This is a genomic window from Clostridium estertheticum subsp. estertheticum (assembly GCF_001877035.1).
Taxonomy (GTDB): Bacteria; Bacillota; Clostridia; order Clostridiales; family Clostridiaceae; genus Clostridium_AD; species Clostridium_AD estertheticum.
Genome location: NZ_CP015756.1, coordinates 696,453 through 711,144, shown reverse-complemented (window position 1 = coordinate 711,144; position 14,692 = coordinate 696,453). Strand labels below are relative to the sequence as shown.

The window sequence follows — 14,692 nt, the reverse complement described above, 5'->3', positions numbered from 1 at the left end:
AAAACACCTCCGAAGTTCATGACTCGTGAGGTGTTTTTCTTAACAACTGGAGGGAGTATTTATGGCAACGTTTCAAATAAAAAAAGAAGAGCTCGATATAGCAAAAGAATGGTTACAAACAGGGGAAGTAAATATTTATAGGGAGACTTTTACAGAGGAAAAAACATTTACGGTACCAGTTAAACGAGAAGAGCTTGTAATAAAGAAAAAAGTCCTTGCCTCAGCTGATTCAGAAATCAAAAATATGCCAACAGAGATTATCCGTATACCTCTTAGTGAGGAACATGTTGAATTCACCAATCATAAAGTTAATTTAGAGGAGGTATCCATTTATAAACAGCAGATACAAGATATAAAACACATTGAAGAGACATTAAAGAGGGAGGCTCTTAAAGTTAAAATCTCCGACTCCTTAAAATTTTTAGATAATTCAAAACACTCCTAATAACCACAACAGATCCTAATATTCCATTGCCTGATATTAATAACTAATTTATAAAAATCACTATTTATATTAAAATTATAAATAGTAATTTTTTCTATTTTCGATAACAGTATCATTTATTCAAAAGGACGCACCCTTAAAGGTACGCAAATATCATCACATACAGCTTTGCAAGCATCTATTTCTTCTTGTCCAATACAATCTACTACTGTCATAATTACATTTGGAACATATTTTTTGCAGCTTATCGCAAATTTAAGCATGGCGTCATAAGATTCTATACCAAATTTGCTACGAGTTAATCTTAAATATTCTTTCGCATTTGATGCATTAAGGCTTATGGATACTGTATTAATCAAGTCTTTGAAAGATGTTGCAGTTTCTTTTTTATTAACTAAATCTGCGAGTCCATTGGTGTTTATACGAATTGGATTATTGCTACTTCTATTTTTTAAGTATTTTGCCACGTCTATTAGATCATCAAGACGTGTTAAAGGTTCTCCAAATCCACAAAATATAATTTCTTTGAACTGAGTTAAATCATATTTTTGAAACTCTTCTATAACCTGCTGAGCGGTAGGTTCTTTATCTAACCATAGACTATTTGATTTAGCCATTTCCTTAGTGTTTCTTAAACAAAAGGTACAAGAACAAGGGCAGTTGTTAGTTAAATTAACATAAATATTTTTGTGGCTCAATTCTTTACTCGTAGTATCAACATCTTTTAAATTGATATAAACACCATTGTTATATGTATATAAAATAACCATATCCTATCATCCTCTTTTCTTTATAATTTAAATTTTCAATTAATATTAATAAGTAAATATACTTAAATTATTGCAGATCAGTCAAATATTCTTCAAAGCAAATACCATCATGTACTGGAGTGCCGATTTTAGCAGTATAATTAATGGCTTTACTAATAAAATCTGTGGCTTTTTTTACCGCAGTCACGATATCTACTCCCTTTACAATATTCGCAACTACAATAGAAGAAAATACATCTCCAGTACCTGAACGATCTTCACCAATTTTTTTTACTTCTATTATGGTATAGGGTTTTCCTGTTTCATATATAAAGTTTCGTATACTTCCATTATGCTGCAGTCCAGTGATAACAATTTTATTTGGGCCTTTTTTGCAAAGCTCTTTTGCAATGTTTTCAAGTTGCTCAGGATTCAAAATTTTTTCTGGATAAGGAATATCAAGAAGTCTACAGGCTTCAGTAAGATTAGGTGTCATTACATCAGCATATTTAATTAATTTCTTCATTTCATCACACATTTCCTGTGTATATGTAGAATAAAGCTTACCATAGTCACCCATTACAGGATCAACCATGACAATAGTATCTTTTGTTTTAAAATTGCAAAGAAACTCTACAACAACATCAATTTGTTCTTTTGAACCTAAAAATCCAGTACAGATTCCATCAAATTGTAAATTAAGCTCTTTCCAATTATTCATGTAATCCCTCATATGAGGGGTATAATCATCAAAAAAGAAACTTGAAAATCCCGTATGTGCAGATAATATTGCAGTAGGTAATGGACAACATTGTATCTTCATTGCTGATATAATAGGCAATGCAACCGCTATTGAACATCGTCCAAATCCAGTAAAATCATTTACAATAGCAATTTTCTTTTGTTTGTTTAAGCTCATTATCTCACCACCTTTTCTAATAACCTTCATTATAATCTAATCAAGGTAAAAAATAAAGTGTACGGATACAAAGCCTAAAGCTTTTTTTTAAATTTAAAACTATGATAAATATAAAACACTTCTTTGTTTTTTTGACAAATGTTTTTTATAAAGTTAGTATATATAATAGTTGTTGCAAGTGGTTTTTACTCTTTATTTATTTTAGATCAATATCTTTGGAGGTAATATTTTGAATATAAATGTTATGAATCAAGTAATTATATTAGCACTTATGATGATGGTAGGAGTTATATTAAGAAAAACAAAAACAATTACAGATGAAGTAAATAAAAGCTTTTCAAACATTTTAATTAATTTAACAATGCCTTGTATGATTATATATTCTTTTAATTTCAAATTCTCAATGGATATGCTAAAAGGTGCTAGCATGATACTTTTCTATTCTATTGTGATACACATTATTTTAATAATTATAAGTAAATTGTTATATTCTAAATTTGAAAACTCTAAGAAGAATGTATTTATATTTGCAACCGTTTTTTCTAATTGTGGATTTGTAGGATATCCTGTAATTCAAGGTATCTTTGGGAATATAGGAGTGTTTTATACATCTATTTATACAATTCCTTTTAATATTTTTATGTGGTCTTATGGTGTGATACTTTTTACGGGCAAAAGTGACTTAAAGAGTATAAAAAAGAATCTTATAAATATACCTCTTATATGTACTCTTTTAGGAATTATAATATTTCTTTTTTCTATAAAACTCCCATCGCCATTACTTAAGACTTTAGGCAGCATAGGAAATATGACGACTCCCCTTTCAATGTTTATAGTAGGAAGTATGCTTGCAGATGTTAAATTAAAAGATGTGTTTAAGGGCCTAGACATATATTATGTAAATTTCGTTAAACTAATAGTCGCTCCACTCATAACTTATTTTGTACTTAACCTTTTAGGTGCTAGTAAAACACTTCTTTATATATGTGTAATTTTAGTAGCAATGCCTACTGCAAGTTTAATAGCAGTTTTGGCAGAGAAATATAACGGTGATAAAGTAACTGCTTCAAAATGTGCTTTTTTAACTACGATCTTATCTATAATGACTATACCTATTATTATGTCAGTAATAGATTTTTTTATAAAATAAATACCATCGACCATTAGATGATTATCAAATTCCCCAGGGACGTAAAAAAACCTTATTATTTTATAAGGCTTTTTAGAATTTAGTAAATTTAGGTCAGAGTTACTAATTTCAATTTAAGAGATTACAGTTTGTTTAGGAGCTTTTAACTCTAATCGTAGTCACTAATATTAAGTATTGATTCATCTTCAAAAAATGTATTTGCATTATAAAGCATAAGGGCATCAGTGATATTGTAGTCTTTAATTAGAGTACTTATATTATCTGAATAATATCTTAAATCAACAACTATTATATCACTAAAATGAGAAGTTAAAAAAGGGATAAAACAGTTAGCATATGAATCTTTTATAACTAAGAGTTTTTTACTACTATCGCTCATAGTGCTTATCTTTATAATAGGATGATTTCCACCTAAAAATGTAGAATATTTATCTTTAGTATTTAAACTACTCGAATTATACAAACTGCTACTCTTTTTTTTCTCTTCCACATAATTAACTAGTAAATCTTCATGTTTTTTAGGCAAATATACATTTATCGTGTCACTATCAACATTTGTAACGCCAGCTTTTGAATAAAGAGTTCCATAAAATTCATTGCTGACTTTTTTAATATTGTAGTAATTTTCATCTTTTAGTGTTAAACCTGAGCTTTTACAAAATTCTAAATATGCATAATATGCTCCCTGGGTTGTCCAATGGTGATCAGTTTTATAATATATGTACTTATTTTTGTTTTTATTTAGTGCATCAAAAACATTAATTGTTTTTATTGATTTATCTAATCCCGAATAAAATTTATTTATATATTCAAGTTGATTCTCTGCTGGAGCAAATTCTGGTAATTTATCTTCTAATACTTTTATTTTATTTGGAACTAACATAATGTATTTATTTACTTTTTTATTTTCAGTACTGAAATCATTTATAGCTTTCACTTTCTCATCAAAGGCCTCTTTGCCAGGCGTCTTGAACTTAGCTATTAAATATTTGTTTTTGCCTAGATATACATCATTATTTTCCTTTTTACCAGCAAGTATTTCTGATCTTGATTTTACATTTATCCAAAAGTTTCTTAGTATAAATTGATCAGCAATATATTTTTCATATTTTGATGTAAATTTATTGTATAGTAAATTATCTACTGATAATTTGGGTTTACTTTTAAGGTTCCTATTTTCCTGAGAAGAAAACTTCTTGTCTGGAACTATAACATTTAATATCATTACACTAAATATGAAAAATAAAAACATTAAAGTTAAAGATTTTATATATATATTATTATATTTTTTCCTTGCACTATTATATTTCATATCTATCATCATCCTTTTTATCTAAAATCTAAAGTACAAGAATGGGTTAAAGCTATCATTTACAAGGTATGCTGTAGCTAAAAATAATATAAAAATACGGCTTGCCGCCATCATTATAGCACCTCTTGCATTAAATCGATTTTTAAACTTTTTATGGAAAAAGTATATAATTGGTGTTGCACAAAGTATTGCTATTACAAACAAGATAAGATTTGCATGAAAATAATATTTAGCAGTACTGTCTATAAAGACATTTCCACTAAGTCCAAACATTACTTTTATATAATTTAATGCATCACTTAATTTATTACTATCGAAAAACACCCAGCCAACTATAACAATTATCATAGTATATAAATTTGAAATACACCAAGGAAGTTTATTTAACAGCTTTCCTAAAAAAAACTTTTCGCAAGCTATAAAAAAACCGAAATATAGTCCCCAGAATATAAAATTCCAACTGGCACCATGCCATAATCCTGTTATAAACCATACTACAAATAAGTTTCTAAGTTGCATTATTAAAGAAACCCTATTACCACCTAAAGGGATATAAAGATATTCTCTAAACCAACTTCCTAAGGATATATGCCATCTTCTCCAAAATTCAGTTACACTTTTAGATATGTATGGATAGTTGAAATTTTCAATAAATTCGAACCCAAACATTTTTCCAAGACCTATTGCCATATCAGAATATCCACTAAAATCAAAATAGATTTGAAAAGTAAAAGCTATTATTCCAATCCAGGCAGAAATGACAGATATTCTTGAAACTTCAGTTGCTTTTATGATTGTCCAAACCATCCCTATATTGTTAGCAATCAACACTTTCTTTCCTAGACCTAGTATAAACCTATCTATCCCTTCTGAAAATTGATTGATATTTTCTTTCCTATTTTTTAATTGGAGGAATATATCATTGTATTGCACTATGGGTCCAGCAACTAGCTGTGGAAACATAGTTACATATGCTCCAAAATCTATAATATTTTTTTGAACCTTAACTTTATTTAAATAAACATCGACTACATAAGATATAATTTGAAATGTATAGAATGATATTCCCACAGGTAAAGCAAGCTTTTCAAAATATATATTTAATCCAAATAGCGCATTAATATTGTTGATTATAAAACCTAAATATTTAAAAAAAGCCAACATTCCTAAATCAATCACAAGTGTGGTTACAAATATTTTTTTTGAAAGCTTTTTACGTTTTCTATATTTATGTATAAATAAACTGCTTAAATAGTTGAAAATTATACAGAAGATCATAAGACCTATGTATATTGGTTCGCCCCATCCATAAAATATAAGGCTCATAACCAATAGAATTAAATTTCTTCTTTTCTTTGGGGCAATAAAATATATGACAAGGGTTAATGGTAAGAATATAAAAATAAATACTAAGCTGCTAAAAACCAATTATAGTTCCTCCACTTCATGTTGACCTTTTATTTAAAGCTGTCATTAACAACTTTTGTTATTTTATCTACATCTTTTGATACAATTAATATAAGATAGTTTCCTTTTATTTTTAAAGTATGATTTTCCAAAATTTCATATTGATCAGGACTATACTCTTTAAAGCTATTTGATTGAGCTTCAATTATATTTTCAAGGTTTTCTAATAATCCATCCATATCGTCTTCATTTACAACTTTTAATATAAGTATTTGATTTGCCTGCATATTGTTTTTTGGAGCATACAAAACAAAATCATTCAATCCTTTAGTATTTATAGAATAAATTTTTCTAAGATTAGTTTTGTTACCCTTCTTCATTGCTGATAAATCGGTAACCTTTTGAATATTAGTTATTATTTCACTAATTTCAGGACTTTTAGGTCTAATGAAAGCACATCCTTGAAATATAACACCAATACTAATAACCAAACTTAAAATCAACACCTTCTTTTGTATATTATCAAATATCTTCATATTCATCATCCTTATTTACTTAATACTAAGTCTTTGATTGACTCTTTGATTGACTCTTTAATTGACTCTTTAAATTATCTAACCATAAACCATAAAAGTCGCCCTTAAAATGAATGCCATCTTGTTCAAACAACTCTTCTTTACCTTTAAGCATAGGTCTTATATCTATGAAATGTACATTCTCTTCCCTTGCAACCTCAATTATTGCTTGTGTAAATTTATCTAATCTATCTTGTGAAAAGCTATTATTTTTTTGTTGTACTTTAGCTTGCACTGGAGTTAAAGATTGAAGATATATTTCAGCACTGGGAACTGTTTGTTTTATATCTTTTACAAGCTTAATATAGTTAGATTTAAAATCATCACTGTTTTTAGAACTTTCTAAGTCGTTCATACCATAAAGAACAAATATTCTTTCTGGATTAATGTTTGTTAAAATACTTACTGATTTCTTTGCTTGTACCAATCCTTGACCTTTTTTAGCTAATACAGAAGATTTATTTACTATATCATAAAAGTCTAACCCTTCAGTAATAGAATCTCCCATAAAAACAGACTTTTCAAAGTACATTTTATTACTTATTTCTTTTGAGTTATCACCACTTTTTTCATCATTTAGCTTATGCTTTTTATTTATCTTCTCCTCTACCGTAGCAATATTTACATTTCCTAGCTTCTCCAAGCTAATATAGTTGTTTTTTATTATTCTCTTTTCTTCATTACTATTTATTAAAGACTTTACTAAAAAACAACATGGTATTAATATAATTATTCCAATTATAATTTTCAGTTTCCTTTTTTTTAACTTATTATTCATAATCATCACCTTATTTAACATATATTAATGAATATTTTGTCGCAACGAAGTTTATTATAACTCTTTTTAGAAACTAAGTTATTACAAAATAGTTACTTTTATAGTTCTTTAGCAATTTTTTTAAGTTTACTAACCTGTTCTTCTGTTCCTAGAACTACCATGGTATCACCCATTTCTAGTACCTGGTTAGAACTTGGATTAAAGACTAGTTTTTTATTAATATCCTTTTTAATTGCTAAAACTATTAGCCCTGTTTTTTCAGGAATTCTAGCTTCCATAAGACTCATATTTATTATAATCGAACTTTCACAAATAGTTACATCCTCTAAGTCTAAAATTAGCTCTCCATCATGAGTTACTATATCCAAAAAAGCAATAACGGTAGGTCTAAGCATTAGAGCTGCCATTCTACTTCCACCTATTTCATTTGGAGAAATTGTATTATTTGCACCTGCTTTTTTTAGCTTTTCATTTGCATTTTTATTTATAGCTCTAGATACAATATATAAATTGCTATTCATTTCTCTTGCGGTTAGGACAGTATAAACATTATCCGCATCTGTAGACAATGAAGAAATAAGACCCTTAGCAAACTTTATTCCTACCTTATCTAATACCTCTTCCTCCGTGGCATCTCCTTGAATAGCATATATTTTATTTTCTATTAGTCCCTTTATTATTTCTTCATCTCTATCTATCACAACAAATGGAACATTACTTTTTTGAAATTGTTTTATAGCATTTCCCCCTGTTTCACCACCTCCACATATTATATAGTGGTCTTTTAGTTTGGCTATACCAACTTCCATACGTCTCCTCCTCCATGCATCTTTTAAATCTCCTTCTAAAAAATAAGCTACAATGCTACTAAATATATACCCCACAGTACTTAAGCTTAAAAAAATAAGAAATATAGTAAAAAGCTTAGCTTTTGCATCCATAATAGCCACTTCAGTATATCCTACCGTTGATATGGTTATAACAGTCATATATAATGCATCTACAATACTAACATCTAATAAAAATTTATATCCTAATGTTCCTATAAGGAGCAATGCTATTAGTATTGTGATAACCAAGTTAAATTTACGGTAACCTTCCATAACTCCGCCCCCTAATTAGTATAAAAAAATTATACCATAAAATTAATTTACATATTAAGTCAATTAAAAATGTATAAAATGTTAAATTTAGAATAAGACTTAATTTTATACTAAAATAAGGTAAAATAGTATGGGTAATATATACTTAAAGGAGGATTAACATTGAAAAATATTAAAAACTTAACAAAATTTAGAAAATATTCATTAAAAACAAAGATTGTTATAGCTATTGCTACTATGGGTATCACATTTATATCTATAGGTGGTATCAATAATGCAAACTATAAAATTAGTACAAGCAGTATAGATACAAATATAAAAGTGTTGGGTAGTGTGTACACAACACAATACGGTGCAACAACTGCAAGTGCTTTGAGTGTACGAAGTGGAGCTGGAACAAACTATGCTGTATTAGGATTTATGAAAAAGGGGACCAAAGTTATTATAACCGGTAAAACAAACAATTTTTATAAAGTAACCTATAATAGTAAAACAGCTTACATAAGTTCACAATATGTAAAAATAACAGCTAAACCCGTTGTATTGCCAGCAGTTTACGGTGGTAGAACATATTCAACTTTGAATGTAAGAAGTGGAGCAGGTACAAACTATTCTATAATCGGAAGTGTAAAATCATCAACAATAGTTATGATAAGTGGAAAAACAAATAATTTTTATAAGATAGCTTACAATGGCAAAATAGGATATGTAAGTGCAGATTATGTACTTCCCGTTGGAAGTAAGATAACAACTTAAATAAAAAATTTGAAACTTTTATAATGTGAGATGAGAAGCAATAATTATTGCGACTTTAACGATGTTAATACCTAAAAATATCGTTAAAGTCTACTTTTCAATACATTCAACTTAATTCAGATTTGTTATATTGAAAATTTAATACTGCCAATTAAGTACTGGATAAATCAACTAGACTGATGTTCCCTTCTTATTAATATCCAGCTGTCTTTAAGTAATCTCCTTTTCCTCCGTAAATGCAACTGGAATAACTCCTACATTTTTGCCTACCCTAAAAAAAAGGAAGTATTTTTGTTTTATAATCATTCTTCATATCTATAGCTTCTTTTGTAAACATTCCTTCAAATTTTTCTTTCACATCAACCTTTAATTCATATTTGTTTTGTGTACTTACAGCTTTTATCATTTGTACCAACCACACCTTGATTTATTTATCTTATTGACCCTGATAATTATACACAAAACCAAATTATTACAATTTATATTTAATAATTATTAAATTATGTATCCAAAGAAACTATTTGAGAACTCCCCTATAATTCAAACAAATTGTCACGCATTGCAAAACAAGTATGGATTTATCATCTCTTTTAATGTATTATGTTATATGTAAATGTTTTTATTTAGAATAAATGGAAATAAAATGTTTGCTTTACATGTTAAATCTTATGACAATAAAATGAAGTACCAAAAACATAATAGAAGATACAAAAATATGATTGTCTGTAGCTAAACCAGTTAGTTTGTCTATAGGTAAATAGAAGGTGAAAAATGAATAACAATGATAAATATAATAACATTTTAGCAATAATTACATTTACTAAGTTCGCTATTTTACTATTTATATTAATACTTATTTTCAATATTCCATATAATAAAACAAACTCCATAACTCGTTTACAATTAAATTTGGCAGTATTTCTTATCTTTTTATCATTATTTTATTTATTATGGTGGATTATTTATTTTAAAAATAACTTTAAAAAATCAAAGAATCTTTTAGTTGCAGAAGATATCTTATTTATTTTTATTCTATCTTTATTTATTTTATTATCTGGCACTTATAAAAGTCAATATAAATATCTGTTTTTCTTTTGCATTATGACAACAACCATATCTCAAGGTAAGAGGCGTGGTTTGATACTTTCTTATATATCTTCAGCTATTATATTATCTATAGATTTGACTTTTGTTTCTAATTTAGTAGTAAACACCTATTTTGAAAATGACTTGGTGTTATCGGTAGGATTTATCATTATAGCATGGATATTAGGGGAACACGTGACTTTTGAAAGCAATCAAGTAGAACTGTTAGAAATGGAATTACAAATGCTAAAATTAAAAGAAGATGCAAAAACAACTATTGAACTATTGAACGAAACAAAAGAACATAATAAATTTATAACAGAGTTCTTTTGTAACATATCGCATGAATTAAAAACTCCATTAAATGTAATTTTTGCTTCTCTACAGATGATGAATATGTACAATGAAAGCACTGAAGAAAAAATTATTGAAAAGAGAAGAAAGTATTTACAAATAATGAAGAAAAATTCTAATAGACTTATTAGATTAATTAACAATTTATTAGATATTACGAAACTAGATTCGGGATTTATTACACTACATATGGAGAATGGAAACATTGTTTATTTGATTGAAGATATTACCATGTCTATAATTTCTATCGCTGAAAGTAAAGGTATAGACATAATATTTGACACTAATGTTGAAGAAAAGTTAATGGCGTTTGATGGTGATAAGATAGAGAGAATTATACTTAACTTACTTTCAAACGCTTTAAAATTTACAGACAGAGGCGGCAAAATATATGTAACCGTATTGGATAAAGTGGATAATGTCGAGATATCAGTTAGAGATACTGGAGTAGGAATCCCCGATGATAAAAAGGAAATAATTTTCGGTAGATTTATGCAAGTGGATAAGACCTTAAAAAGAAATAATGAAGGAACTGGTATAGGACTTTCTCTAGTTAAATCTTTTGTGGAACTACATGAAGGCAAGATAATCCTTAAAAGTGAACCGGATATTGGAAGTGAATTTATTATCATTCTTCCAGTAAAACAAGCTAATAATTCCTTAGGTGCAAACGAGATAAAAAAAGACATAACTGACCGAATCAATATTGAGCTGTCTGATATATATACAGAATAATTCAAGACGTTAAGTAGAAAAAATATGATTAAATTAGTGTAAGGGCTAAATCTAAATTTAGCCCTTGCATTAATTAATCAATTATTTAGTTGGTATTTTAAATATCATATGTCCGCTATCATTAGTCACACTATAGTCTAAAACTAAATTTATGAAAGAACTTTTATTTTTAACTGCTACAAATGTATCTGCTGAACATTTAGTCCCTATAATAGTTAATGGCTTAGGGTAATCACCAGTCCCGCCTGGATAACCTTCTCCTGACTCTCCGGTGCTGTCAAATGAAGCAAAACTAGATACGTATAAACCATGTGTTGAAGTTCCACTAGACAATAATTTGTAGGTATAATTAACCTTATACACTTCTACTGGTTTAACCTTGCTATATTTATTTCTTTCTGTTGTTAATGTAATACTGTTAATTTCAATTTCATATGTTCCATACCGAATATCCGGAACAATAACTTTCTGATGTAATTTTCCTACTATAGCTGATTTAGCTGTTTTAGCTGGTTCAGTTTTAGTTACTTCGGGAGTAACACTTTTAGTTGAAGCCGGTATATCCTGATATTTAAGATCATCTGATGTATATTTATGAGCTGACAATAAACCAAGTGCAACAACTCCTCCTACTATTACTATTACTGTTACTATTAAGCATATTATTAATATTGGACTATGTTTACGTTTTGCATTAAAGTTATTAGCATCTCCGTAATCCGAGTTTTCCCTATACTCTGGCTTAGTGTTATATACAGGACTTCTTGTGTAATTATCCTCTCGCTCATCATAACTATCTTGATTGTCATACTCATCTGTCGATTGGTTTTTTCCACATTCATTGCAGTATTTACTTTTGTCTGCCAGTTCTGTGTTGCATTTTATGCAATGTTTCATTTTAACACTCCTTTAATATGTATATCTTTTTATACAATTTCTAATAAATAAAATATAACTATAAATTATAAGATAATACGAAAACGCTGTAATCCTACTATTCAGATTTCAATTTACTTTATTCATAATTTTTCAACTATATTTATCATAGTATACCATATTTTATTATAAATCTTCACCAATATTTTCTAATTTAGGGATGGCCCTGGCAATTGCAATACGTTACCGCATCTTTTATATGGATTATATTCAAAATTAGTATTATAATGTAAATGATTCTGTAACTAGTGAGGTGTATTTATGTATAAGGATGACTATATATTCCCAACTATTATGTATTCCGCATCCTTTTGGATGCATGATCTTACTGACGCTACAGAAATAATACTTTCTATAGATGAAATTGAAAAATTCAATAATAATCTTAAATCTATAATACCTTCTTTATATGATTTAGCTAATGAAGGTGATACTATAGCTTCTAAACCTCTCATTGATCTCATACAATCATATAAACTATTCACTAAAGATATGTTTGATTCTAATGGGAAGTTAATCCCCACTGATTACTTTGAAGAAATTATACGCAATACAAATTTAGATAAAATAAATGATTATACTACTATTGAGTACGGTATAAGCATAAAAAAGACTTCAGTGAGAAGTTTCCCCATAGAAAGCCCGATTTTTTCGTCTTTAGAGCATAGTAAAATAAATAACTTTGATAGGTTTCAAGAGACAAGTTGCTTTCCCTTCGAGCCAGTTCTAATACTCCATAAGAGTCTAGATAAAAAATGGTATTTTGTAAAAAATTACAATTATTTCGGTTGGGTTAAAAGTAATGATATAGCATTAGCCAAAAATAAAAAACAAATTTCAAATTATTCTAAAAGCAAAGAATTTTTAATGGTTATTGCCAAAGAAACTACTTTAACTATTAATGAAAAGGACTCCACCCCAATAACTATAAAATGTGGAATGGGTACTAAGCTATTCTTATTAAACCATAATCAATCTAATATGATGGATAATTATGTTATAAAATATCCAACAAGTGATATCAGTGGCAACCTTATATTTAAAAATGCTACTATAGATAACACTGAGGACATTATAAATGGAAACCTTCCATATACAAGGTATAACATAATAAATCAAGCTCTTAAATTTATCGATACACCCTATGATTGGGGAGATAAATTTTCCGGAAAAGACTGTTCTAGCTTTATACTAACGATTTATAAATGTTTCGGACTCTTACTTCCACGCAATGCTGAACAACAAGAAAATAGTTTTGCTAATAAAAAAAATTCTATTAAATTCAAAAAAAATAATTCACTAAAAAACCGATACTCCTTAATGGATAAACTAAAACCAGGTGCTTCACTATTTTTAGAGGGACATGTAATGATGTACCTTGGCAAATATAAGAATACTCATTATATGATTCACAGCTTTTCAGGATATAGTATTAAAAATGGATCTAATTACGAAACACGCTCTGCCTTACAGGTTGCCATTTCGACCATAGATCTTATATCCACAAGCGGAACTCCTTTTATACAGAAATTTACTTCTGCAGTAAATTATCAATAAACTAAATATTCATTTATCATATCCCCATAATTCATTACAGTGTTGGCAGAGTTCCATTAATAGTAATCCACTCCAACATAGTTTATACTATTTTTTTTTAAGATTTGCAATATCTTTAAATTTCAATCCCGAAATAAAATATAGTATTATAGTAGATATTAGTAATAAGCATAAATTGCTTAGTTATTCCCATAATAATCTTATAATCCCTAATTGTTTTCAAATTATGACTAATAAAAATGTGATTGATAAAATATGTTGCTATATTATTAATAATATATTAGTATAGCAGTAGATAGGAACTATAAAGTAATCGTTTTATAAATAAAACAAGTATAGTGTTAACACTATCAATAATTCAAATGGAGGTATAAATATGAAAAAATTATTTAAATGTACTGTTTGTGGATATGTAAGTGAGGGTGCTCCAGTAAAATGTCCTAAATGTGGTGTAGATGAAAATAAATTTGAAGAGTTAAGCAGTGAAGCTTCTGAAAAAATTTACCGTTCAAATAAATCAAATGATATTCATATTGAAATCATAGCGCTCGCTGAAAAAATAGCATTCCTTAGTCAAGAAGGAATAGACGATAATCTTGATCCTAAATGTGTATCAGCTTTTACACAAGCTAAAAATGAAGCTTGGACTATAAAACAAAGATCAAAAGCTGAACTTGCAGGCCATATGAGTTTAGGTAAGTGGTAAAATAAGCTATAAAAAGCCTGTTGGAGAATTTGTTAAGTTTTATTAATAATTCTCAGAATAATAGTATAAAAATGAAAAAACAGTTAGATAATTTAAAAATTATCTAACTGTTTTTTTTGCATTA

The 14,692-nt window shown here is 27.9% G+C and carries 15 protein-coding genes; 6 read left to right on the top strand and 9 right to left on the bottom strand.

Going from position 1 to position 14,692, the window contains the following annotated elements; translation table 11 throughout:
- Positions 1-61: 61 nt before the first annotated feature.
- Positions 62-445 carry a YsnF/AvaK domain-containing protein gene (locus A7L45_RS03410; RefSeq protein ID WP_071611465.1) on the top strand — a complete coding sequence of 128 codons (384 nt, stop codon included), beginning with the start codon at positions 62-64 and terminating at the stop codon, positions 443-445.
- A gap of 116 nt (positions 446-561) precedes the next feature.
- On the opposite strand, the gene A7L45_RS03405 is transcribed toward A7L45_RS03410, so the two are convergent.
- Both A7L45_RS03405 and A7L45_RS03400 read right to left on the bottom strand, forming a co-directional pair.
- Positions 562-1,215, bottom strand: coding sequence for a TIGR04100 family radical SAM protein (locus tag A7L45_RS03405; RefSeq protein ID WP_071611464.1), 654 nt, complete (start codon positions 1,213-1,215; stop codon positions 562-564).
- Positions 1,216-1,282: 67 nt separating this feature from the next.
- Positions 1,283-2,113 carry a pyridoxamine kinase gene (locus A7L45_RS03400; RefSeq protein WP_071611463.1) on the bottom strand — a complete coding sequence of 277 codons (831 nt, stop codon included), beginning with the start codon at positions 2,111-2,113 and terminating at the stop codon, positions 1,283-1,285.
- Between the two features lie 229 nt (positions 2,114-2,342).
- Between A7L45_RS03400 and A7L45_RS03395 the strand changes: the two genes are divergently transcribed.
- The gene (locus A7L45_RS03395; RefSeq protein ID WP_151554016.1) at positions 2,343-3,263 is read left to right on the top strand and encodes an AEC family transporter; all 921 of its coding nucleotides are present in this window, start codon (positions 2,343-2,345) and stop codon (positions 3,261-3,263) included.
- Between the two features lie 148 nt (positions 3,264-3,411).
- On the opposite strand, the gene A7L45_RS03390 is transcribed toward A7L45_RS03395, so the two are convergent.
- The 5 genes from A7L45_RS03390 to A7L45_RS03370 all read right to left on the bottom strand — a co-directional run bounded on the left by A7L45_RS03390 (position 3,412) and on the right by A7L45_RS03370 (position 8,438).
- Positions 3,412-4,575 (bottom strand): DHHW family protein, encoded by a 1,164-nt coding sequence (locus A7L45_RS03390; protein WP_071611462.1) that lies wholly within the window; start codon positions 4,573-4,575, stop codon positions 3,412-3,414.
- Between the two features lie 21 nt (positions 4,576-4,596).
- Entirely contained in the window at positions 4,597-6,003 is a 1,407-nt protein-coding gene (locus tag A7L45_RS03385; RefSeq protein WP_071611461.1) for an MBOAT family O-acyltransferase, read from the bottom strand.
- A gap of 29 nt (positions 6,004-6,032) precedes the next feature.
- On the bottom strand, positions 6,033-6,518 hold the full coding sequence (locus tag A7L45_RS03380; RefSeq protein ID WP_071611460.1) for a DUF4358 domain-containing protein: 486 nt from the start codon (positions 6,516-6,518) through the stop codon (positions 6,033-6,035).
- Between the two features lie 25 nt (positions 6,519-6,543).
- On the bottom strand, positions 6,544-7,335 hold the full coding sequence (locus A7L45_RS03375; RefSeq protein WP_071611459.1) for a GDSL-type esterase/lipase family protein: 792 nt from the start codon (positions 7,333-7,335) through the stop codon (positions 6,544-6,546).
- 98 nt (positions 7,336-7,433) lie between these two features.
- Complete coding sequence (locus A7L45_RS03370; RefSeq protein WP_071611458.1) at positions 7,434-8,438, bottom strand: potassium channel family protein; 1,005 nt, start codon at positions 8,436-8,438, stop codon at positions 7,434-7,436.
- Between the two features lie 162 nt (positions 8,439-8,600).
- On the opposite strand from A7L45_RS03370, the gene A7L45_RS03365 reads away from it, so the two are divergent.
- Positions 8,601-9,194, top strand: coding sequence for an SH3 domain-containing protein (locus A7L45_RS03365; protein ID WP_071611457.1), 594 nt, complete (start codon positions 8,601-8,603; stop codon positions 9,192-9,194).
- Positions 9,195-9,465: 271 nt separating this feature from the next.
- Here the strand turns inward: A7L45_RS03365 and A7L45_RS24025 are convergent, their stop codons facing one another.
- Positions 9,466-9,600 (bottom strand): hypothetical protein, encoded by a 135-nt coding sequence (locus A7L45_RS24025; protein ID WP_257786562.1) that lies wholly within the window; start codon positions 9,598-9,600, stop codon positions 9,466-9,468.
- Positions 9,601-9,965: 365 nt separating this feature from the next.
- Here A7L45_RS24025 and A7L45_RS03360 point away from each other — a divergent pair, with 365 nt between their 5' ends.
- A complete protein-coding gene (locus tag A7L45_RS03360) occupies positions 9,966-11,369 on the top strand; it encodes a sensor histidine kinase (protein ID WP_084647336.1) in 1,404 nt (467 codons plus the stop codon).
- Between the two features lie 81 nt (positions 11,370-11,450).
- On the opposite strand, the gene A7L45_RS03355 is transcribed toward A7L45_RS03360, so the two are convergent.
- On the bottom strand, positions 11,451-12,266 hold the full coding sequence (locus tag A7L45_RS03355) for a zinc ribbon domain-containing protein (RefSeq protein ID WP_071611456.1): 816 nt from the start codon (positions 12,264-12,266) through the stop codon (positions 11,451-11,453).
- A gap of 300 nt (positions 12,267-12,566) precedes the next feature.
- Here A7L45_RS03355 and A7L45_RS03350 point away from each other — a divergent pair, with 300 nt between their 5' ends.
- Together A7L45_RS03350 and A7L45_RS03345 are read left to right on the top strand one after the other, a co-directional pair.
- A complete protein-coding gene (locus A7L45_RS03350; RefSeq protein WP_071611455.1) occupies positions 12,567-13,862 on the top strand; it encodes a C40 family peptidase in 1,296 nt (431 codons plus the stop codon).
- Positions 13,863-14,238: 376 nt separating this feature from the next.
- The gene (locus A7L45_RS03345) at positions 14,239-14,568 is read left to right on the top strand and encodes a rubredoxin-like domain-containing protein (protein WP_071611454.1); all 330 of its coding nucleotides are present in this window, start codon (positions 14,239-14,241) and stop codon (positions 14,566-14,568) included.
- The last annotated feature ends 124 nt before the right edge of the window (positions 14,569-14,692 follow it).